This window comes from Nocardioides sp. Root140 (assembly GCF_001426745.1).
Lineage (GTDB): Bacteria > Actinomycetota > Actinomycetes > Propionibacteriales > Nocardioidaceae > Nocardioides.
Genome location: NZ_LMFI01000003.1, coordinates 1 through 21,919, shown reverse-complemented (window position 1 = coordinate 21,919; position 21,919 = coordinate 1). Strand labels below are relative to the sequence as shown.

The window sequence follows — 21,919 nt, the reverse complement described above, 5'->3', positions numbered from 1 at the left end:
ATGAGAGCGAATCTCCGGAGGAGTCACGTGGCCAACATGGCGCCTCCGTCTCGGCGTCAGGGCAGGTCTGCCAGAACTCGACACTCGACCTTCTTGGGCAGCAAGCCGTCGATGCTCAGCATGTCGTCGAACTGCACCGTGCTGCCGGGAGGAATCGGGTCCGTGATCGTCGAGGACGAGCCGCCAACGATCTTCTTGCCATTGAGAAAGATGCACGACCAGGACGGCCATTCGACGACCTCGTCAGTCGTGTTGGTGACCCGTCCGCTGATCTCGTTGCCGTAGTCGCCCTTGATGACGTCGACACCTTCCATCTGCAGGATCACGCCCTTGTCGGAGAGCGGACCCTTCGGGCCGACATCGTCGCTGAACTCTCCGACGACCTGGACCTGCAGATCGATCGGCTTGGCCTTGAGGTCGAACCCGATCTGAAGTGGCGCCACAGGGACGGCCTCACCGGGACCGACGTAGGGCACTGTCTCCGTCGTCGTGTCGATGACCTCACCGTTGCCGCCGATCAGGTTGAACAGCACCTGCACGTCGTAGGCCGCAAGGTCGGTGTTGGCGTTGGTCAATCGCGCACCGGCTGAGGTGTAGCGGGTCCCGATCGAGTCGGTGCCCGTGGTGAAGCCACTCTCGATCACGAAGTCCTCGGGCTCACTCGGCTGCTCATCACTCTCGGTCGCGGCGGGCGTGGAGTCATCGGCCTCCGCGGAGTCGACCTCGGCCGCCAGATCCTCGGATTCGAAGATCTCGGCGTAGCCCTCTGCTTCAGACGGCTTCATGTTGCCGGTCACCCTCAGGAGCAGCTTGCCGCGAACCGTGTTCCACTCGCTGCCCAGCATGCTGCTGCCCGACTGCAGCGACTGGATGTAGTCGGAGCGCTCCTGTGCCTCCTTGCGAGAGGGCCACTCCTCGATCGTGGCACCACAGTCGACACCCGGGTCGTCGTCCGGACACTCGACGCGGGAGTCGAAGACCACCGTTGCTCCGACGTACCCGTTCGGCCTGCCGATCAGCTCGTTGGGGTCATTGTCCTCGTCAATCTCCAGGAGCCGGGTGATCTCCGGGATCTCCGACTGCAGGACCAGTGCCGCACTCTGTGCGGTGGGGACAGCGTCGTCGGAGGAGTCGTCGCCGCACGCGGTCAACGTGAGCACGAGAGCAGTCGAGACCGGGAGCATCTTGAGCATGACCGGGCCGTAACGGAAAGGTCTGACACCGCGACGTGGATTGGTCGAAGCAGCACGTGCGCTTCGCAGCGACTGTGTCATCAGACGCCGAGGACCGGGCGCTGGCGCATCTCGACGATCTCATTCGCCGCCCGGCACACCCGGGGCCAGTCCGCGCCGGGCACTATCTTCTGTGTCGGGTCGAACCACTGGTTGAGGTACGGCGGTAGCACGGCCTGGGTGCCACCCGTTTGTAGACCACCAGCGCCACCGACTCGGCCTCGAACTCACCCACCGAACGCGCAGGGCGACGTGCGGACCAGGGGTCGCTCGGGTCCGCGCCGACATGGCTGCAGAAGAGATGGCCCAGCTCGTGGGCCAGCGTCGCCAGCTGCTCGGTTGGCGAGTGGGCATCGTTGAGCAGCAGCTCGAACCGCACCGGAACCCTGAGTGATTCGGATTCGGGCGATTCGGATTCGGCCACCAGTTGAGCGACCCTCGTGGGCACCCGCTCGATGCACCCGGCCCTCGAGTAGCCGGCACGCATCGGGCTCACGCGGACGCCGTACGCCTTGGCCCGCTCGCAGTGCAGGTGGTGTGGCAGGGCGAGAAGGGGATGAACTCAAACTTCAGCATGTACGCGCTGGGACGCCTGACGCGCAACTCTTCCTCGAAGACCGACCGTCAGGACTCCGCTTGGCCCTGATGGCTAGAACGCGTTGGGGACAGGACGTGCGGGTCAGGCTGGCCAGTCGCGGAACATCTGCGCCTTCTGCTGGGTGTTGCGGGCGTGGTTGTCGATCGTGGTCTCGGAGACGTACAGCCTGCGGGCGACGTCGCTGTAGGTGAGGCCGTCAGCAATCAGGCGGAGCGCCTTGGTCTCCCCCTCCGTGAGCCGGAGCGGTTGCGGGACGCCCGGCCGCGACAAATCCTCGACGATCTCGGCCGCCACGCGCGGGCTGACTTCGGGCTCGGTCATCAGCACTCCGGGTCGACGTCCGTGATCTTGCCGGGCGTGCCGCCGTCGCCGGTCTTCTGGTCGGTGCCGGACTGCACCACCCAGAGCCGGTCTTCGTAGGCGGTGAACTGGCCGACGTACTTGGAGTCGGCGTCGTAGCAGCCCATCGTGACAACGGCGACGATGGAGTCCCCGTCCTCGCAGCCCTCGTAGGTGTTCAAGTCCAGCGTCTCGCCGACCTCCCAGACGTCAGAGCACGCCGGGGTGCCCGACGACTCGTCGTCGCCGCCGCCGCGGCTGTCGTCGCCGCAGGCCCCGAGCCCGAGCAGTGCCAGCACGACGAGCGGCAGAACGGTCTTGTTCATGGGTTCCTCCCTAGGTTGGTCGGTGGCCTCATCATGCCCCGGATCGGTACCGCGAGAGGGCGAGTTGCTTGCTCCGTGGGGAGCACTTCCCGAGCAACTCAGCGCCCGGTACCGGGCGGCGGGCCAGGGGGCGGCCGTGGCCCGCACGCACGCGACGAGGTGGGGCAGTGGCTGCCCGACCAGGAGTTCTCGCGCTGCCTCGGCGTCGACACGTGCTCCATCGCGAAGGGGTTGGCCAGCTCGGTCGGCAACGGCCGCGAGTTGTCGGCGCGCCCTCGGTCTGCGACACGTCGAAGGCTAACCGAAGCGGACCGCCGCGGTGGAGCAGGACGATGGGGTGCTCCCCCTCTTGGATGGTGCAGCGCCACTTCTGCTCCCACTTGGTGTGGACAACAGGAGTCTGGCGTGCGGCGTCCAGGAACCACCGTGGCCGGTCGGTCAGAGGCGCCTGCCGCGGCGCCGAGACGACCAGCCCCATGTTCAGCTCGAACTGCGTTCCGTCCGTCGAGGCGTTCACAGCAGCAACCCCTTGCCGCGGTAGCTGCTGTCGACCACCACACGGTGGAGCGGCACCTCTTGTTTCTTGAACGCCTGCACCGCGGTGACCAGCGCACCGGGGGCACCTGGCACTCGGCCGAGTGCGTCCCGGGCCGCATCCGTCGGGGCGGCGAGCCGGAGCCGGTGTCTGGAGGCGGCGACCCGACTCAGGTGCACGTCGTGCACGGCGTCGACCAGGACGCTGGCGGCCAACTCTTCTGACTTCGCGATCTCGCCGAGCCAGAGTCGCCGCAGGCGGACACTGACCGCGGCAGCTTCAAGGGTCTTGGGCATGTCACGATTCCTACAGGGACCCACCGACATCGCTTATTCAGGATGGAGGGCTGTGAAAGTCAGCGGAGATCGAGTGCCAAGGGATCGTCGAACAAGCGGCCCGGCACGATGCTGGCTGTCGCCGGCATCGAGCAGACCAGCCATCAAGCCTGCCGCGAGACGAGGAGACTCTCGGGACTAGCTGCCCATGTGCTCCGTGCGGCAGCGTTCCCCGTGCGTCGGGCGGATTAAAGAAGTTCTGGACGCCGGGTTGACGAACCCCTTTTCTGTGTGTCATTCTAACTAACTTTGCAGTTGCCGCGCCAAGCAATCGCAAACACAAATGGTGGCTCGACACGAGGTCGTGCCACAAGCACCGGAGCACTCCGTCCCGGGCTGAACAACTCCAAGGAGAAAGAGATGCAGTACATCAACATCGCTGGCGCGGCGACCCTCACGGGAGTCGGTCTCGGTTGCCTGGCGGCTGGCGTCACCCTCTGGCAGCGCGCCGGCGTGGACCTCGCCCTAGTCGCACGCACGATCCGAGCGATCAGCGCGTAGCGCCGGGGCCGACTGCGCCGGACAGCCTGGTCGTTCTCCAGATTTCTGTCGGAGACCACCACTAGGCTTCGAGCAGTCGGTCGAACCCGGTCACTTCGTCCCATCCGCGCCGCAAGGCACGTAGTCGAACGTCGCTCCAAATAGGCCGATTCCCAAGAGGAGACCAGTCATGACCACTCAGTTCAACGCGTCCGATTTCACCGCCTCAAAGGCCAAACCACTCCCTGTCATCCTTCTGCTCGACACCAGCGGCAGCATGCACGGCGCCAAGATCAGCTCGCTGAACGACGCTGTCCGAAAGATGCTCGGGACCTTCACAAAGGAGGAGTCGCAGGCCAACGAGTTCCTCGTCTCCGTCATCACCTTCGGCGGCACCGCATCCCTTGCCCACCGCCCGACCCCTGCGTCCGAACTCGCGTACGGCAACTTGGGCGCCGACGGTGGCACCCCACTGGGCGCAGCGATCGACGTGGCCAAGTCGCTGATCGAGGATCGGGAGCAGACGCCCGGGCGCGCCTACCGGCCTCTGGTCGTCCTCGTCTCCGACGGCGTACCTACCGACTCGTGGGAGAGCAAGCTGGACCAGTTCATCCAGGACGGGCGCTCCGCCAAGTGCGATCGCATGGCCCTGGGAATCGGCCGCGAGGCCTATGAGGGTCAGGGACGCGCTACGTTGGAGCGATTCATCGCCGGGACCGAACACCAGGTCTTCGAGGCCAAGGACGCTGGCGAGATCCATAACTTCTTCAAGTTCGTCACGATGTCGGTGGTGACCCGCGGTCTCTCGCAGGACCCCAACGCCATCCCGAAGGATGCCGAACTCAAGCCTCCGACGCCTGCGGCCGCTACGCCCGCAGAAGCGCCGGCCCCTGCGGAGCCCGACGCCGCACCCGCACCAGCTGCCACCACTGAGGACGAGGACAGCTACTGGTAATGAGTAGCGTGTGGCTGGTCTGTGACACCTCAGGGAGCATGACCGAAGGCGGAAAGCGCCTGATCATGCGCGGTCTTGTGCGCCAAGTCGAGCAGTTCCTTCGGCTCGGCTACGGACCAAAGAAGGCCCTGAAGCTCGTCCTCTGGGGCGATGAGGCGACCAGCCATTCCTGGTACCCGGGCGACGATGTCCCCGTCGAACTCTTTGAGTGCAAAGGATCGGCGGATGGCGAAGCGCTGATCGGGCTCCTCGGTTCGCGGGCGGACGACGTCTTCCTGCTCCTTACCGACGGCTTCTGGCCGCATGAGTCCAGGTCCGCGATCAAGCGGTGGAAGGACTCGATCCGACCCGACGCCCTCAGGATCATCAAAGTCGGCGCTGACGCGAACCCGAAACTCAAGGGCGATGACGTCTTCGATTCTGAAGACTTCTTCAGCGTGATGGACGGGTGGTTGGACACGTGACTACCTCAACAATGTGGAAGAGTTTCGGAGCCAGCGTCATTGGCCCAGGCCACATCGTCACCGGGAAGCCCAATCAGGACTCTTGGGCGTCCTTCCACCACATCTGGGGCGACGGGATCGTCGTGTCGGATGGCTTGGGCTCGAAGGCGCTGTCCGACTTCGGAAGCAAGGCAGCTTGCAGAGCAGTCGAAACGGCCGCGCGTCTGTTCGCAAGCGCTACGGCCGCTGGGACTCGTCCGAATCTGCTGGAGGACATTCGTAACGGTTGGCTTGAGTCGATCGCTCCACTCGACCCCAAAGACGCTTACGCCACCTGCATATTCGCCTTCCACGTCGGGGACGGCATCGTGCGGCTGGGGCTGCTTGGTGACGGGTGTGCCGCCGTCGTCACGGAGGACGGGACTGTGAAGTCGCTCTCAGACGACAAGACAGTCGGCTTCTCAAACCTGACCAACGCGCTAACGCCTGCCACGAGTGAAGCTCAGTGGTCGCTACTTGAGGTCCCAGAGTCGGAGTGCGAGGCCGTTGTGCTTTGCACCGATGGGGTGTCCGACGACCTTCACGACGTCGATGGATTCATGACGGGATTTGTAGCTGCCCATCGCGGTCTTGCCCGGGCAACGGCGGCACGTGAGGCGCTGACGATGCTCGAAGACTGGCCGGTGCCCAAGCACAGCGATGACAAGACCATCGCTGTGCTTCTCCGCGAGGTGGTCTCCGATGAGTGAGAGCACCTTCGCTCGGAGGGGCAAGCTCCTGGACCAATACGGCAACCGCTACGACCTCAAGGATGAGTTGGCGCGCGGTGGCCAAGGTGTCGTCTACCGAACCAGCGACGCGGACCTCGCGATCAAGCAGCCCCTCGGTCCGGACGGAGAGCCCGACCGATCTTCAGACCTTCAGCAACATTTCCAGAACGTCCGCTGTTTGCCGCTTCCGCCACGCATCCTCGTTTCACTTCCGCTTGCCGTGCTCCGGGATGAGCCCGGGTACGTGATGAAGCTCCTCCGCGGGATGACGCCCTTCGGAGCCTTTGAGCTGAGCGGCGACATGCGAGAGAAGCTGGCAGCCGAACAACTCCCTGGCTGGCTGGCCGGCATCAAGGACAAGAACACCGCGCTGCCGCTGGTTCACTACGCCAAATCTGGCTCAACGAAGCGACGGCTGCTTGCGCTCTCGAGGGTGGCGGCGATTCTCGCACGCCTGCACGCAGCGGGACTTACGTACGGCGACGTCTCTCCCAATAACTGCTTCATGGGCTGGGGCGACGCACCGGACGTATGGCTGATCGACGCCGACAACTTGCGCTTCGAGTTGGTCCGTGGCGGTAGCTCGGTCTTCACCCCGCGCTATGGCGCACCCGAGATCGTCCAGGGCACTGACCGCGCACGGCCACGCACCGACGCATGGGCGTTCTCGGTGATGGCGTTCGAGACTCTGGCACTTGTCCACCCATTCATCGGTCAGAAGGTTCTCGATCCTGACGATGAGGAAGGTGGCTGGGATGCGGAGCCAGTTGCCGAGGGAGCTCCGGTCGACTTGGACGAGCAGGCGTACGCCGGATACCTGCCGTTCGTCGACGACGAGAACGACGACTTGAACCGCGCCGTCAGTGGACTCCCTCGCGGTCTCGTTCTCACGGCTCAACTCGCCAAACTGTTTCAGGAGACGTTCGGCGCCGGCCGGACTAAGCCTTGGCGGCGCCCTGCGATGGCCTACTGGGCACTGGAGTTGACCCGGGCACACGACCAGTCGATCTCCTGCCCAGCCTGCTCGATGAGCTATCTCGCCGAGTCCCACGAAGCCTGTCCCTACTGCGGCTCGCACAGGCCAGCCCTCACCATTGCCAAGACGGCCCGCTGGCAGATGGTCGTGCCGTCAAAGGGTGACGAAGTCAAACTGCCCCACCGCCTGTTCCATCCCTTCTCCCTCGAACTAAACGGGAAGACGGAGTACGAAGCACGAATCGACTTGAGTCGCCGTTCGGCAATCCATGTGCGCGGAACTGAGCAACTGCCTGCTGGCCTCAACTTCGAGTTTTTGGAGGAGGTCAAGTGAAGTTTCACGAGATACCCGTCGAGCAGTTGTCGCTGCGCGTCAAGAGCACCGACAGTTCTCTTGATGGCCTATTCGCCCGGCACACGCGCCCAGTCCCCGTAGCCAACGTCGCGGCCAGCGAGGCAGAGAACTCCTTCGACCTCGCGCTCGCTGACTCATGGGTGTCGGTCACCCCCACCACAGAGGCCGACGCCGTTCGCCTCATCCGAGAGTTGAGCCTCGGCAGAGCCATGCTCGCCCAACTCTCGGGGGCGGCCCCCGACGGCAGCGTCGAGTTGCAGATCGTCTTCTTCACGGGCTCCGTGGTCTACATGGGCAATCTGGAGATCGGCGTCGACGAGTACGTCGAAACGGGCGTCAACCGCATCGCGAAGCGAAACGTCCGCGACGTCCACTCCTGGCTCGAGGAGCGATGCTCGTTCGCGCACCTTGGTGAGTCGTACTTCTTCATCACCGCTGGCGCGGCCATCGAGGAGGCCCTGTCGGTACCCGATGATGCCGCGGCCCCCCAGCCCAGCACCGATGATGCCCACGAGACTGCTGTCGATGTCGACTCGGAAGAAGCACCTGTCGTGGAAGTCGGAATTGGACGACACGGCGAACCGAGTCTCAAGAACTCGTTCTGCGTCACTGGCAGCGACATGCGGTTCGTGGCCACCACGACGTCGCTACCCGGTGGGACGTCCATCTACGTTGCCAAGAAGCTCACCGCACACCAGCAGGCATCTGACAAGACGATCCTCCTCGCGAAGGGAAGACTAACCTTCCTGGACTGGACCAGGACCGGACAAATCCAGTTGCAGGCAAAGGCCCAACTCGCCGTACTCACGGCCGATGAGTCGAGCTACCTTAAGAAGTGGGACGAGTTCGGCGATCTGGAAGGAGAGATCCTCCTCGATACTGCGCGCGAGTTCGGCGCGATCGAGTTCTCGGATGCTGAGCAAAACCGCGACGGCACCACCGACGTGCGTGTCATCGAAGCAACGGACGCCGGCTTTGAGGCATTGGCGAATGGACAGCTGAAGGATCTTGAGGTCGTAGCGTCGCTGCCGGAGTACATCACCAACCCCGACTTCACCTTCTCGGACTTCTCAGCCGGACTCGAAGCGAGTCTGCAAACGAAGCAGGACCGAGCTACGCACCTCGAAGTCGGTCGCTACGACCGCCAGACGAAGAAGCTCACACTCAAGGCGGAGGCCCTACCGCCGGCGGGCACTCTTGTCATGTCGATGGCTGGGGACGTGGCTCAGATCAAGCGGCGCCTCCAAGCCAGGAAGGCGATCCTTCAGGGCCGCTCGGCGAATCCGCAGCTCGGCTTGCTCGTCGAGGAAAAGGGCGAGATCACATCTCTGCGCCCGCCACAGAAGATCAAGCCCCTGACAGCGTTCGTGCGCGAGAAGGTCTTCAACAACCCGCCGACATCGCGGCAGGAGCAAGCGATCCGCGTCGCGCTCAATACTCCAGACATTGCCGTGATTCAGGGGCCACCCGGCACAGGCAAGACAACAGTGATCGCGGCCATCTTGGAGCGGCTCAACGAGATCTCCGCGAGGGCAGGAGTCCGGGGCCAAGGCCAAGTCCTACTCAGCGGATTCCAGCACGACGCTGTCGAGAACATGATCGACCGCATCTCCCTCAACGGCATCCCCGTTCCGAAGTTCGGCAAGCGCTCTGGCTCTGTGGTGGATGACTTGAATGCCTTCGAGAAGAACCTTGAAGAGTGGTGCGGCCAGATCGCCCAGGAGCTCAGGGCGATGAACCCTCAAATCGCTGAACTGGAGGAAGAGGCCGCAGTCAACGACCTCTACAAGCAGTACCTCAAGACCCCCACGCACAAACTGGCGACGACCCTCGTCACCCGCATCGCGGACATCGATTTCGCCATCCTCGGCGAGAAGTTGTCACGCCAGGCAGTCAATCTCAAGAAGCGTCTCGCTGCGCAAGCAGCAACTGGGGAGGACCCGGGCCGCCACCTCTCGGCAGCACAACGCATCAGAACTCGCCCCGAGAGTTTCGCCGACGACGGTCCGGAACGCGCGGAGGACGCCTTGGTCGACCTCGAAGACGTACTTGAGCAGCAACAATGGTCGCTGCTTGAAAGGGCCGGTAGCTGGAACACCGACCGCGGAATCCCTCCGTTCCTCGGCGACCTCGCACAACTGAAGCGTGCCCTTCTGGTTCAACTCACTGCGCCACCGGTATTCAAGGTCGAGAAGTGGAACGATGAGGTTCTCGACCTCGCCGACAGAGCGATCTCGCGCGTGAAGAGCAACGGCTTCACCGCCAAGGACAAGAAATCTGCTGCCTTGGCCGGGTTCCTCGCCGAGTTGGAGAACAACCCCTTCGGCATGGTCGATGCGGTCTCCGAGTTCAGTTTCGCGTTCTCCGCGACGGTGCAGCAGAGCGTGAACAAGGAGATGCAGAACCGCAAGGGCATCGCCGGCCCGATGAGTGACGACAGCCTGGAGTACGAGTACGTCATCGTCGACGAGGCCGCGCGCGTATCACCGCGCGATCTGATGATCCCGATGTCGCAGGGCAAGAGGATCATCCTCGTGGGCGACCACCGCCAACTCCCTCACATCATTGACGAGGAAGTCGCCAAGCGCATGGAGGAAGGTGAGAACGACACCGACGAGAACGAGTGGCTGAAGCGGTCGATGTTCCAGTACCTCTTCTCGGAACGACTGAAGGCCCTCGAAGATGCCGACGGCATCCCGCGCCGGGTGAACCTCGACAAGCAGTTCCGCATGCACCCCGAGTTGGGTAGTTTCGTCAGCCGCAACTTCTACGAGGCGTTCGACCGAACCGAAAGGTTCGAATCCGGCTTGCCAGCATCTGCGTTCGCGCACAACCTCCCCGGCACGGACAACAAGCCTGCGATGTGGCTCCCTGTGCCTGCCGACCGAGGACCGGCTAAGAGACTCGGGACAAGCTGGATTCGCCAGCCGGAGATCGACGAAATCTGCCGACAGCTCAGTGGGTGGATCGAGTCTGAGGAAGGGGCCGGTCTCAGTTACGGAGTCATCTCTTTCTACAAGGCTCAGGCCGACCGAATCCGAAGTGAACTCAAGCGTCAACTCGGTGAGGTCGCCGACGACGATAGGAAGATCCGCGTTGGAACCGTCGACTCATTCCAGGGTATGGAGTTCGACGTCGTCTTCCTGTCTGTCGTCAGAACGGTGCCGCCGAACTGGAATCCCCGCGCCCAGGAACCCGCGCGACAGGCCCTCAGCCTCTTCGGTCACCTGTGCCTCTACAACCGCTTGAACGTATCCATGAGCAGGCAGCAGAAGCTGCTAGTCGTGGTCGGCGACCCCTCCCTCGTTACCCACGAACTTGCCGCTGACTTCATCCCCGGTCTGGTCGATTTCTATCGCCTCGCTGGCAGCACGAAAGCACTCAAGGCTGCGACCCGCCAGTCCGCAGGTGAGGCCGAGCAGTTGGCACCGGCGGTCAACCTGGAAGCGCCCATAAGGCCTGCCAAGGGTGCCCTCGGGCGACTCTTCGGCCGAGGAGATGGGTGATTCATCGTGGCGACACGAACTCTCGACTACGGCACAAACACCCCCTTCTCTGGCGTGTTTGGACGTCCCCGCAACTTGGCCTGGCCGGTCCACGCCTACCGCATCACCATCCCTGCGACGGTCAAGAGTGGACAAGGACAGCTCAACCCTTTCGAACGAGTCATCCTCAGCATGATCGACGCCGTCGGCGGCCGCGATGAGTTGGCGCTCGCCGACGAGACCCGCATCCCGGTCGATCTGGTCCGAAGCGTCGTTCTCAGATTGCGTGATAGAGGACTCATCGACAGCGACAACCGGATCATCGACCGGCAGCGTCGCAGGTGGGAAAGCGACCAACGCGAGGACGTCTACACCTCGGCGCTGGCGTTCCGCGAGCTTGTGGGTGGCGAGGTGCTCCCCTTCGTGCACGTCTTGGATGCCAGTAACCCGATCAAGACCAAGGACACTCACCAGAAGGCTAGGACCCTTCAAGCAAAGTACAGCGCACGCAGTCTGGGCGCTCCGTCCACTCGCGAGGTCATTGACGCGGTCACCCAGATGATGAAGCGGGTCCAAGAACACGGCCACGATGCGCGGATCCCGACGATCGACCAAGTTCGAGTGGAACGTGAACCCGAGGACTACCTGCTCGATTGCCGGATCGCCGTCCAGACGCGCGATGCAGACTTCCGGATTGCAGACCCGTTCGGAGTAGGTTTCTCTCGAGCCCTAGAAGGCGTGTTCGCCGGCAGCTTGACCGACGACGAGAGCCTCCAGTCATGGATGACCAACTGGCTCCAAAGTTTGGTCAACCCCAGGCCGGACGACAGTGAGCGGTCGAGGGCCAGCGGTCCGTACGACACTCCGGAGAACCGTCGCCGTTACCCGAATCTGGTCCAAGCGCTCACTCCCGCACCGGGTGCGAGTCACCGGTCAGTGACGGACATCTACGCCGCACTCGAATGGGCTCTCTTCTACATCTGCGAAGCCAACAACCCCGCCATTGCCATTCGCCAACTCAGCGCCGAGACAGGGCCCGAGTACTCGGAGCGACTGTCGCAGGTAACGGCCTCAATCGGCTTTGCGGTACCTCCGCACGGATTCCGTCCCATCCCCAAGGGCAAGTTCGATGACTACGAGAACCGGAAGTCGGAGATGGAAACCGTCCTCGCCATCGCACTACTCCAAACAGAATTTGACGAAGAGCATCCGATGCACGCGCTCGCCGCAAAACACCCTGACTTCATCGTTCGTATCCGGTCCTTGGCGAGTGACCGGGGAGTTCGAGCGCATGGCGCCCGCGTCACACTCACGACTGACGTGGAGCTCGGCTCGGATGCATTCATTCGGGGTGCAATCAGCACCATCCTGCCAGCAGTCAGGTTCGATGAAGGAGCCCCGTTGCCGCCGATTGGCTCCCTGGCCGACCTCCTCTTGGATGCTCGCACAAGCTTGCTGGACGCCTTCGGGTATCAGTCGTTCGCCAAGCTCGGCCCGGACACCCAGAACGCGCTGCTCAATGCCGAGAAGTCCTGGCTGAATGCAACGGACGGCGACGACGCCCGCGAGTTTGTCGGAAGCTTCTACGCGGCGCTGCAGGGTGTCCTGCGTGGTTTCCTTGGTGGAGCCGCACCGCTCGGATTCACGGAGGGTGACTACAAGAATGCCGCGCGCGACCGCGCCCGGCAGGCCGGACTCGGCGACCTTCCTCAAGGGATCGCGTCAGTGAACCCACGACGGATTCGTGATGCCTTGCAGGGCACGGATGTCTCCGTGGGCGCTTCAGTTATCGCACTGCTGCTGACGAGCAGCGAGAGGCGTCTGGCGGATCTGGCCCGCTATCAACGAACCTTCCTAGCCGATATCGCCGCGGTCCAAGAGCGACGGGGCCACGGCAACGAGCCCGTACCCATGTCAAAGGCTGCTGCGACGAACCTCCGCAGGACCGCCATCACTACGCTCGTAACGCTGCTCGATCTGACGAACGAGGACTGACGAAAATGACAGACGAACCCCAAGAAGAGGCGACCACTGAGCCTGTCGACGAGACGGCAGGTGACGCTCCTTTGGACTCTGACGTCGATACCATCGTCGAAGAAGCCCGACAGGCAAGCGAGCATCTCCGTCTCGTCCAAAACGGACACCGCGAGGGGCTGGAGCAGGTCAGGGCTCTCCTTCAAGACGCCGACGGCATCACCGGAATCACAGGCGATCTCCTTGCTGAGCTCACGCGGACAGCAGACGCAGTTACGGCGGATCGCCAGCGGTTAGAGCGCGAGAAGGCAGCCTTGGTGACGCGAGCACTTGCCGTGTCCCAGGCCGAGCATCAACGCGACGAAGGCTTCGCAGAGCAGCGCGCGATCGTTGAGCGCGAACTTGCGGAGCGTAGGGCATCCGCCCTTGCCGCTGTGGAAAAGGAGCTGGCCGAGGCGAGGTCAACGCGGCTGGCCGAGGTCACCGCTTCCGAGTCCGCTGAGCGTGAACGCATCAAGGCCGAGATCGCCAAGGAGCGCACCGACTGGGACGAAGTCCGGACTCCGCAGCAGGAGGACCTCAAGCAGCAGCGGGACGAGTTGGAGAAGCAGAAGGGTGCTATCTCCGCCCTCCAAAGCGTGTTGGAGGGGCGGCGAGTTGCGCTCGGCGGCGAAGAGCTCGACCTCGAGAGCCGAACACAGCGCCTCATGCGACAGATCCAAAAGCGTCGCGACAACCTCGACGAGGACGTTGCGGCATTCGTGACCGAGGAGCGAAGGTCGTTTGAGACCTCGCAACAGACTGCCGCCGAGGAGGCTGCCAGGCTGCGTTCCACCATCCAGTCCCAGACGTCTTTACTCGGAGCGTTTGAGCACCTCCAGCAGCAACTCGGTGGACGTGAACCAGGCAAAGTCATCCTGGAGCTCAACGAAAAATCGGACGAGATCAAGCGTCTGACCGAAGAGTTGGCGACCCGTCCCACTGAGGAAGCCCGCGCTCGATTGGGCGCGATGGAGTCAGAAAATCGCACCCTCCAGAATCGAATCGACCAACTCGCATCCGAAGTCGCACAGCATCAGGCCCTCGCTGCCCAGGCCAATGATCTCAAACTCAAGAACAGCAACCTCGATGCGGCAAACAAGTCCCTTGAGCAGAAGGCCAAGATCTTTGAAGCGGCAGCGAACGAGGCCGAGACGGAACTCAACCGCCTACGCGCGGCCTACGAGCGACCCGCCGACGTTGAGGCACGGTACGGGGAGATCGAGCTCCCGCGGATCAAGGTCGAAGACATCAACCTGGATACCCAGGGTGACATCAGCGAGTCTGAGTGGCTCCGAGGTGTTGCGCAGGAGTGCGACAACTACGGCCTCCACTTCAACTCGCGCATTCTCAAGGCATTCCACACCGCTCTCAAGACTGCTGAAATGTCCCCGTTGACCGTGCTCGCCGGTGTATCTGGCACCGGCAAGTCCGAGTTGCCTCGCCTGTACTCGCACTTCGGTGGCCTGTACTTCGAGCCCCTTTCGGTCCAGCCGAACTGGGATAGCCAGGAGTCGATGCTCGGCTTCTTCAACTCGATAGACAACCGGTTCGATGCCCAACCAGTCCTTCGCTTCCTTGCCCAGAGCCAAAAGCGTTGGGCTGCGGCTACGGATGAGCACGACGGGTACCCCGGTCTAGCCGGCGCAGTGTGTTTGGTGCTCCTCGACGAAATGAACCTTGCGCACCCCGAGCTCTACTTCGCGGAGTTCCTGAGCAAGTTGGAGCAACGACGCGGCAAGAAGAAGGCCGACGTCCCCACCCTGCCGGTCAAGATCGGTGCTGGCATGGAGCCCTATGAGCTCCAGCTCGGTCGCAATGTCCTGTGGGCGGGAACGATGAACCAGGACGAGACCACAAAGTCACTGTCAGACAAGGTTCTGGACCGAGCCAACGTGATTCTCTTCCCGAGACCAACCGACCTGAAGCGCCGCCAGAAACTCACGCCACTCGACGCTAGGAATCGTGGCGACAACCTTCCGATCAAGACCTGGCAAAGCTGGTTGTCGCAGGGAACCTCGTTCACGACCGAAGAGTTCCAGCCCTTCAAGTCTTTCTTGGAGGAGATGAACACTTCGCTGGCCGTTGCGGGCCGCGCAATCGGCCACCGAGTTCTTCAGTCTGTCGAGTTCTATATGTCCAACTACCCCGACGTGAGAGAGGCCGGCGAGGACAACGTCAAGAAGGCCCGAGCAATGCACGTCGCCTTCGAGGACCAGCTCGTCCAGAAGGTGATGCCGAAACTCCGTGGAATCGACACCCGCGGCAAGGCCAAGAACGAGTGCCTCGACCCGATCCGGGGCCAACTGATCGCTGGAATTGGAGGCAGTGGCTTCAACCTCGGTGAGGACTTCGATCTCGCGTTGGAACTCGGATACGGCCAGTTCATCTGGCAGTCCGCGAACTACATCAAGGCCGACGTATCTGATGAACCTGAGTGAGGTCTACCGCGCCAGGGGTGAGGACAGCGAAGCCGGAGCGCAAGCCCGGCTCCTACTCGACCAGCAGCACTGGTTCGCCTCCATCGCCGAGTTCGATCCGAGAACCGGCGACGCACTTCCACTCGGATTCGATGACGTCGTCCACCGGATAGCCAACCGACCTGAATCGACAGAGATCCGTGACCGGTTGTGGCGAATCATTGACCACTGCCGCTTGTCGATTGAACACATCTTCGCGGCCCTGAGCGAGAACCCTCGGCGTGAACAGGCGTACCTCCCGATCCGCGACGTGAAGGAGCTCAACGCCACCAGCTTCATCGCGCTGAGTCGCCGTCCCGGTCGCAACATCCGCGAGAAGCTGGCCGGCAAGCCCTACATGCAGGCAGTACGCCGGTACCAGTCCGTTGACCTGCCCCAGAACCGACTGGTCAAGGAGTTCGTGACTCGACTTGCAGACCTCCTTGAGTTGCGCATGCGGTATCTGGATCACGAGGATGACCTCCTCGGCGACATCCACCGCTGGCTCCGCACCGACGAGGCTCAGGCAATCGGCCGCTGGGACAACCTCCCGCCGAACAACACCTTGCTGTCCCACCGTGACTACCGCCGTGTTTGGCACGCGTGGCGGTGGCTCCAAGTGCTGGACGACACGATCGAGCGCGACTTCAGCCAGCTCGACGCCCGAGCCGTCACGGTTACCACTTGGGACACTTTCGGGAAGGCCTACTCCGAAGCCAAGACCTTGTTCGGAGACATGCCGGTCCTGTTCGACTATGACTCCTTCGCGATCGAGCCTTGGCGTGAGCCCGTCCTCCGCGTAGCCGAATCGACCAGCCGACCGGACCGCAGCAGGGCTGCCGTCAACAGTCCAGTCTGCGTCGACCTGACCTACCTGCGCCCGCGCTTCGCGACCATCGGTTCGCAGGCACCGTCAACATCGCCCGAGACGTACCTGTGGCAGCGCTGGCGGAGCGGCAACGATTCCGTGGACCTCGAACTCTTCAGAGCTGACATCGCATTGCTAGATCCAGATGCGACATCGCTTTCCGTCGCGGACCTGTTCTTCTCCCAGGATGCAGACCCGTCACAGCTGGACTCGGCAGCACACGCATTCGCTCGCAAGCTCAGCAAGACGTTCACCGCTCCCGCCCTGCTCTGGCTGGTTCCCGACTTCCTCAACGACTTCCAACTCCAAGTCGCGCGACGCAACATCAACGCGAGATTCGCGAAGGCCGAACCCCTGCCACGCTCGGTGGCGGCGGTGTTCGACCAGATCGACCACGCGAAGATCAAGAGTGCTGGATTCCAAGTCGTTGTCGTAGACCAGACTGGGGGAACGACATACGCGACCAAACTAATCGCGCGTTACGACGCGGACCTCCTAGAACGCGTTCCCCAGACACGTGGGTTCTACTGGGAACGCTCACCTCACGTCACCCTTCAGCACGACAGCACCGGCTACGACGCGCTAGCGGAAATCCCCCGCGTCGACAGGGACGGTAACTGGAACGACCAGACTTCGATGATCGGGCTCCAACGTGTCTCTGAGGAAGCCCTCCGTCGGCATCCACAAGTCGGCAAGTTCGACGTCTGCATCACGATCCCAGAGAGCCCAGTCCGTGGCGGCGTTCGCCTCCACGAGCTTCAGCTGCGAACTGGCGACATCCCCCTCTGGCGTGATCACATCCCCGAACTCTCCATCAAGGTCTTCAAGGACCGGCGATACGAACCGTTCTTCCTGGTCGACCGCGACACCACAATCCGACCCGTCAGAGGGGTCGCCGTTCCGATACCTGTCCCAGAGCGGTTCACGCTCCCCGCAGGCAAGGCGTACTACCAGTTCCCGCTCTTCCAAGGACAGGAGCCAGACGACCTGGGCTACGTTGCGCGGCTCGAATCGCCCGTCTTCCCGCTGGCCGCCGACGTCACCTGCCGACTGACCGTGACGTACACGTACGGCGCAGACGATCCGTATCGCGTGGTCTTCGAACCAATTGACGGCTCCTTCAAGCCAGTGCAAGTGAAGTGGCGTCCCAAGACCGAAGAGATCATCACGGACGCGCCCGCTCCGGGCTATCCGTGCCCACTGACGTGGGCAGAACTTCAGCACCACTACTACGCCCAGAAGGACCGGTGGAACGACTACCTCGACTGGGTGACGTCTGCGACGACCCGCCTGCTGGATGACATCGAAAACCCTACAGTCACCGAGTCGCGGCGACTGTCAGGAAGAATGGAGCGAGACTGGATGGAGGATCGAAACGGCAAACACTTCACCTTCGCTGGTGGGGTGTTCCTGCACGAGACCGCTCTCCGTGACGGCTTGCGTAGTTCCGACCTAAGCAAAGGGGATTTGCTCTACTACGACCTCACCGAGTCCGCGGACGGTCGCCCAGCTGCGCGCAACGTATCAATTCACCCCACCACCACAAGGCAGCGCAAACCCGTCGACGCGGGGAGAATCCGCGTCGGGCTCTACGTTCCGTACATCAAGGCCTGGGGTGATTCGCGATCCCTCTCGGACCCGGATTGCCCCTCTAGTTTCAGAACCCTGATCACCACTCTTGTACCTCGGCTGGACCGGGCGATGCGCGCAGGGTCCACGCCCATCGAAGTCCAGCGCGAGATCAGGTTCTTGCTCTGCTGCATGCACCGCGACATGCCCGAATCAGTCAGCCGCGACCTAGCAGCCGGAACCACCGCGAGCCTCCTCGACGAACGGGCTTATGCGTTCGCCCTTGGCGATCTGTCAGACGACTGGCAATACAACGTCTTTTTGGAGATCTGGAATCGCGCGGACGCGCAGATGTTGTCCATCCTGGCTCAGGCCATCTGGCGGACGGAGAGCTTCGTTCGGGTTTTCGACCAGGAAGCGCTCGAGTGGCTCGGAGAGAACCTGCTCGCCGCGATGCGCCAAGCCAACTCCGCCAAGCGTCCGGGCAAGGGCGACATCTCGCGACTCACCCAGTACTGCGAACTCCTCCTCGGCCTATTGCGCAGCCGTGATTCGGATCTTCCGGTCGTGCGACTGATCTTTCAGCCGCATCAGGAACTAACAAAGAACTTCGCCGAGCAGGTGGAACTCTCGACGGCACTCATCGAGAGGTCGGGACATGAAATTCGTTCGCGTGTCGAGATCGCAGACTTGCCCAAGAAGGCCGAAGGCGATTCGACACCAGACCTGCTGTACGCCCTCAGGCTCTTCCTCACCGGTGACGTGGGGGCCTACGCGATTCGAGTCACCGGTGTCAACGACGGCGAGGACGACTGAACCATGAAGCACTATCTCTTGACCTGGTACGGCATGACTGACCTACGCGCGGCTCTTGGGCTCGAAGAGACCGATGGACCGGTCCTCAGTGCGCTGAAGACAGGCGACCACTCCGACGCGGTGATCCTCGCCTACACGAATCCAGCGAAGGACCAGAGCGCGTTCACCGGGAAGTTGCGCGACCACTGGGAGGCGTGCGCGAGCAACTCCAGACCCGGCCGGCCGACGCTCACCCGGGAAGAGGTTCAATATCTCGTGGATGCTGTCAGTAACACCGACGCAGGTCATCAGCTCTTCGCGACGTGGCTCCAGGACAGGCTGTCCGCGCTCGGCGTCAAGGTGACAATGCAAGTCATCCCGCGCACCCTCAAACAACTCAATGATGCTCCCGGCATCTACGACGCCGCGGCATCCGCCGTGCGAGTAGCGCTTAACGACCCGGCGGACAAGCAAGTGACGACGTACGTCAGCCCCGGCACCCCCGTCATGGCCTACACCTGGGCGCTAATCGCACGGTCCAACCCGCAGCTGAGCATCGAGGTCATTTCAAGTTCGGACCCTAGCAAGCCCCCTGAGCGGATCGATCTGCCGAAGACACTTCTCAACTCGTCCATTGGCGCACGAAGCGCACCTGAGCGCGCGTCACGCGACTACGACGTCGTGCTTCACTTGCTCGGCGAACAAACCATCCCAGTCTTCTTCGGGATGCGCCAGTTCCAAGCGGAGAGGAACATCATCCTCACCACCAAGGAATACGAGCCGGTAGCGCTGAGACTCGCCACGGTCGCGGGGATCGAGCCGGGACCGGTGATCATTTCCGACCCCTTCAAGCCCGCAGCGACGCGCAAAGCGATCTCCGAGCAGATTGAGAACCTTGCTCCTGGTGCCAGGGTCGCGGTCAACATGACCGGCGGTACGAAGCTCATGTTCGCCGGTGCGCTGTCGGCTTGCTGGGAGCTCGGGCTCGACCCCTTCTACTTTGAGATCAGGCACCACAACGTCATCTTCCTTCGCGATGGTTCATCTGTTCCGTTTGTTGGAATATCCAACATCGAAGACTTCATCGCAGCCTCTGACTTCGTGACCCTGAAACACGGACGATGGCCAACCGAGCCAGGCGCCATCCGAAACCGCCGCCAAGCCGTGACGCCGACGGTCTGGCAGGAGCGGGACGCACTCAGGGGGCTGTACCCAAAGAAGGAGTTCCTCGAGTTCGGCAGCAAATACGGCAAGTACCAGCCTGCGCATGAGAAGGACGACTTGCCGTTCGACTTCAAGTGGAAGTTCGGAGAGGCGTCACTCGCGAAGGGTGCCCCACCAAAGCTCGTCTTAAATGAGACGACCATCGAGGTCCCGAGGAATGGGTTCTTCCCGTTCATCCAGGGTGGATGGCTCGAAGAGTACGTCTATTCTCTCCTTGCCCCTCTTCAGCACGAGGGCTTGGTCAGCGACGTTCGCGTCGGATACGAGCCTGACTACCCTGATGGCGCTACTAGCAAGTGGGGTGCGCAGGAGTTTGACTGCACCTTCACGGACGGCAAGCGCCTCTGGATCGTCGAGTGCAAAGCCGGCCCTGTGCGTCAAGAAGCGATTCAGAAGTTGGAGAACATCCTCAGGACCTATGGAGGCATCGCGGCGCGCGGACTGCTGGTCAGTTCACTGCCCTTGACTGCGGCGAATCAGAAGCGAGTCGACAAGATTGACTCCGTCACATTCGTGCATCCGGAGTTCCTCACCACCAACGGACTTCGCATGATCATCACAGCAGCCGGTTGAGCGTTACGTCGGCCAGCAAGGTCCCGTCGAGGTCGCCCGCCACGGGCGTGCGACGCCGGGCAAGCCGAAGATCGATGATGAGCACTTCCCACCCCATCCCGAGGGAACGCTGAATCGCCAACCACGAGCGAAGAACCCGGCGGAATCGGAGCTCCTCGAGGTGGGAGAGGGCGCGAGGTTGTGGCTGGTCGAGGCCGCCGCCACGGCCACACCACGGATGCGAGGTCAAATGAGCGAGGCTTTGTCGACGACGCTTGAAAACGTGGCCATAGCGACGGATCGGCCTCATATTGGAGCGTTGCCGACAGGCACTCCTCGCTGTGAATAACTAGTGGTCGCGGACCTCGCCACGTCCGACTGCATCCCGTGCCTCTACCGTTGGGACAGCGAACCACACTCTGTGCCTCGACTCCCCCACCAGGCGCAGTAGACCGATCGCGTCGCGAGCCGCTGCCACTGTGGTCCCCGGTAGCCGTTGACGCGGCCTGGCCAGAGTTCAGGCAACTCCTCAAGCGACGGATCGCCCGGCACGAGGATGCCGAGGTCGCTGGACTGCGGACGTCGCATGGGCTTGAGGTCGGGATCGAACATCCAGTGGACCGACGTGACGGCTTGCTTGCTCACCTCGGCGACACGCGCCCGCATGGTACGGCCGAGGTCGCCCGCGAACGGATCCCCGAGACCGAAATCGTAGGGACTCACGACGACGAAAGTGTTGGCGACCCGACGCAGGTGTACGTCGGCCAGGCCGTTGGCCGCCAACTCGACCGACTTCGCGATCTCACCGAGCCAGAGTCGACGCAGGCGGACACTGACCGCAGCAGCCTAAAGTGTTGGAGGCAGATGTGATTTCTACATGCACCCACCGACACCCGAATCCAGCCAGAAAGCTGCTCAACCCAGAGGGTCTTGGAACGGCCGATCCGGATCGAACATCCCTTCGGCGATGTCGGACCAGAATGGCACTCGGTTCGGGGGCATCGACACGTGCCACGGTCGACCGTCGAACTCGATTGCGACATAGTCGAGAAGGTTGTCTCCGTAATAGATGACATCCGTCTCATGAGCGGAGAAGACTGGGCTTGGCTCGGCGGTCGACCCCGAGGACATGTACCGGTTCCCATAAAGGCGGACGAGAGTGGGGAGCTTGACGAGCTGTTGCCAGGCACGACTTTCGGCGACGTCGAGCCTGCACGGGCGTTTCCCCCACAATGGGTGCCAGAAGCCGCCCTCGACGTGGCAGACGACACCCTCGGTCACCCGATCCAAATCTGCTCGAAGCATTTCGGTCGAACCGAGCCGCCAGTCCGGCCACCCATGCCCCGACGGAAGCGCGGTCGCCAGAAATCGTCGATGCTCGGGACAGAAAGTGAACCCCAGTGAATCCTCGATGTGCGTCAACTCGAGCTCACTCAGCCCGCGCTCCAACTTCACGCCGGCACGCCGGAGAAGGTCCACTGCTTCCAGAACGAGGTCGGTCACCTGCCTGATCGTCAGAGTCCCTGGGAGTGGTGGGGTTTGAGGGCCAGCGGCGAGGCGTGAAGACGTAGACGGCCATCGGCGGGATCTTCGGTGTGGACGGCGAAGTCA

General features: G+C 62.6%; 17 protein-coding genes. 10 read left to right on the top strand and 7 right to left on the bottom strand.

Annotated features, from left to right (window positions below; all coding sequences use genetic code 11):
• Positions 1-56 precede the first annotated feature (56 nt).
• From ASD30_RS08430 to ASD30_RS08410, 5 genes are all read right to left on the bottom strand, one after another.
• The gene (locus ASD30_RS08430) at positions 57-1,193 is read right to left on the bottom strand and encodes a hypothetical protein (protein WP_056680002.1); all 1,137 of its coding nucleotides are present in this window, start codon (positions 1,191-1,193) and stop codon (positions 57-59) included.
• Positions 1,194-1,356: 163 nt separating this feature from the next.
• Complete coding sequence (locus ASD30_RS27900; RefSeq protein WP_442938229.1) at positions 1,357-1,563, bottom strand: hypothetical protein; 207 nt, start codon at positions 1,561-1,563, stop codon at positions 1,357-1,359.
• Positions 1,564-1,911: 348 nt separating this feature from the next.
• The gene (locus ASD30_RS08420; protein WP_156393556.1) at positions 1,912-2,151 is read right to left on the bottom strand and encodes a helix-turn-helix domain-containing protein; all 240 of its coding nucleotides are present in this window, start codon (positions 2,149-2,151) and stop codon (positions 1,912-1,914) included.
• On the bottom strand, positions 2,151-2,495 hold the full coding sequence (locus ASD30_RS08415; protein WP_056679991.1) for a hypothetical protein: 345 nt from the start codon (positions 2,493-2,495) through the stop codon (positions 2,151-2,153). The genes ASD30_RS08420 and ASD30_RS08415 overlap by 1 nt, the downstream gene beginning before the upstream one ends.
• A gap of 513 nt (positions 2,496-3,008) precedes the next feature.
• Positions 3,009-3,326 (bottom strand): hypothetical protein, encoded by a 318-nt coding sequence (locus tag ASD30_RS08410; RefSeq protein WP_056679988.1) that lies wholly within the window; start codon positions 3,324-3,326, stop codon positions 3,009-3,011.
• Positions 3,327-3,725: 399 nt separating this feature from the next.
• On the opposite strand from ASD30_RS08410, the gene ASD30_RS26450 reads away from it, so the two are divergent.
• The 10 genes from ASD30_RS26450 to ASD30_RS08365 all read left to right on the top strand — a co-directional run bounded on the left by ASD30_RS26450 (position 3,726) and on the right by ASD30_RS08365 (position 20,329).
• On the top strand, positions 3,726-3,866 hold the full coding sequence (locus ASD30_RS26450) for a hypothetical protein (protein WP_156393555.1): 141 nt from the start codon (positions 3,726-3,728) through the stop codon (positions 3,864-3,866).
• A gap of 169 nt (positions 3,867-4,035) precedes the next feature.
• Entirely contained in the window at positions 4,036-4,800 is a 765-nt protein-coding gene (locus ASD30_RS08405) for a vWA domain-containing protein (RefSeq protein ID WP_082563693.1), read from the top strand.
• Between the two features lie 38 nt (positions 4,801-4,838).
• Positions 4,839-5,264, top strand: coding sequence for a VWA domain-containing protein (locus ASD30_RS08400; RefSeq protein WP_156393554.1), 426 nt, complete (start codon positions 4,839-4,841; stop codon positions 5,262-5,264).
• A complete protein-coding gene (locus ASD30_RS08395) occupies positions 5,261-5,992 on the top strand; it encodes a PP2C family serine/threonine-protein phosphatase (RefSeq protein WP_200951114.1) in 732 nt (243 codons plus the stop codon). Before ASD30_RS08400 ends, ASD30_RS08395 begins: the two co-directional genes overlap by 4 nt.
• Positions 5,985-7,322, top strand: a complete 1,338-nt coding sequence (locus ASD30_RS08390; RefSeq protein ID WP_056679980.1) for a serine/threonine protein kinase — start codon at positions 5,985-5,987, stop codon at positions 7,320-7,322. The genes ASD30_RS08395 and ASD30_RS08390 overlap by 8 nt, the downstream gene beginning before the upstream one ends.
• On the top strand, positions 7,319-10,849 hold the full coding sequence (locus tag ASD30_RS08385) for a DEAD/DEAH box helicase (protein WP_082563692.1): 3,531 nt from the start codon (positions 7,319-7,321) through the stop codon (positions 10,847-10,849). The genes ASD30_RS08390 and ASD30_RS08385 overlap by 4 nt, the downstream gene beginning before the upstream one ends.
• A gap of 6 nt (positions 10,850-10,855) precedes the next feature.
• Positions 10,856-12,823 carry a hypothetical protein gene (locus tag ASD30_RS08380; RefSeq protein ID WP_162250927.1) on the top strand — a complete coding sequence of 656 codons (1,968 nt, stop codon included), beginning with the start codon at positions 10,856-10,858 and terminating at the stop codon, positions 12,821-12,823.
• Between the two features lie 5 nt (positions 12,824-12,828).
• Positions 12,829-15,282: an McrB family protein gene (locus ASD30_RS08375; RefSeq protein ID WP_056679974.1), complete on the top strand. Its 2,454-nt coding sequence runs from the start codon at positions 12,829-12,831 to the stop codon at positions 15,280-15,282.
• Positions 15,269-18,553, top strand: a complete 3,285-nt coding sequence (locus ASD30_RS08370; RefSeq protein WP_056679971.1) for a hypothetical protein — start codon at positions 15,269-15,271, stop codon at positions 18,551-18,553. The genes ASD30_RS08375 and ASD30_RS08370 overlap by 14 nt, the downstream gene beginning before the upstream one ends.
• Before the next feature lie 3 nt (positions 18,554-18,556).
• A complete protein-coding gene (locus ASD30_RS08365; RefSeq protein ID WP_056679968.1) occupies positions 18,557-20,329 on the top strand; it encodes a Card1-like endonuclease domain-containing protein in 1,773 nt (590 codons plus the stop codon).
• Positions 20,330-20,701: 372 nt separating this feature from the next.
• Here ASD30_RS08365 and ASD30_RS08360 read toward each other — a convergent pair whose 3' ends face one another.
• Together ASD30_RS08360 and ASD30_RS08355 are read right to left on the bottom strand one after the other, a co-directional pair.
• The gene (locus ASD30_RS08360) at positions 20,702-21,091 is read right to left on the bottom strand and encodes a hypothetical protein (RefSeq protein WP_056679965.1); all 390 of its coding nucleotides are present in this window, start codon (positions 21,089-21,091) and stop codon (positions 20,702-20,704) included.
• A gap of 132 nt (positions 21,092-21,223) precedes the next feature.
• Positions 21,224-21,811, bottom strand: coding sequence for a hypothetical protein (locus tag ASD30_RS08355; RefSeq protein ID WP_056679962.1), 588 nt, complete (start codon positions 21,809-21,811; stop codon positions 21,224-21,226).
• Positions 21,812-21,919: the final 108 nt, after the last annotated feature.

Bases quoted from the DNA above. Each gene is read 5' to 3' on its own strand.
- ASD30_RS08430 (WP_056680002.1), bottom strand. From the start codon at position 1,193: ATGCTCAAGATGCTCCCGGTCTCGACTGCTCTCGTGCTCACGTTGACC.
- ASD30_RS08420 (WP_156393556.1), bottom strand. From the start codon at position 2,151: ATGACCGAGCCCGAAGTCAGCCCGCGCGTGGCGGCCGAGATCGTCGAG.
- ASD30_RS08415 (WP_056679991.1), bottom strand. From the start codon at position 2,495: ATGAACAAGACCGTTCTGCCGCTCGTCGTGCTGGCACTGCTCGGGCTC.
- ASD30_RS08410 (WP_056679988.1), bottom strand. From the start codon at position 3,326: ATGCCCAAGACCCTTGAAGCTGCCGCGGTCAGTGTCCGCCTGCGGCGA.
- ASD30_RS26450 (WP_156393555.1), top strand. From the start codon at position 3,726: ATGCAGTACATCAACATCGCTGGCGCGGCGACCCTCACGGGAGTCGGT.
- ASD30_RS08405 (WP_082563693.1), top strand. From the start codon at position 4,036: ATGACCACTCAGTTCAACGCGTCCGATTTCACCGCCTCAAAGGCCAAA.
- ASD30_RS08400 (WP_156393554.1), top strand. From the start codon at position 4,839: ATGACCGAAGGCGGAAAGCGCCTGATCATGCGCGGTCTTGTGCGCCAA.
- ASD30_RS08390 (WP_056679980.1), top strand. From the start codon at position 5,985: ATGAGTGAGAGCACCTTCGCTCGGAGGGGCAAGCTCCTGGACCAATAC.
- ASD30_RS08375 (WP_056679974.1), top strand. From the start codon at position 12,829: ATGACAGACGAACCCCAAGAAGAGGCGACCACTGAGCCTGTCGACGAG.
- ASD30_RS08370 (WP_056679971.1), top strand. From the start codon at position 15,269: ATGAACCTGAGTGAGGTCTACCGCGCCAGGGGTGAGGACAGCGAAGCC.
- ASD30_RS08365 (WP_056679968.1), top strand. From the start codon at position 18,557: ATGAAGCACTATCTCTTGACCTGGTACGGCATGACTGACCTACGCGCG.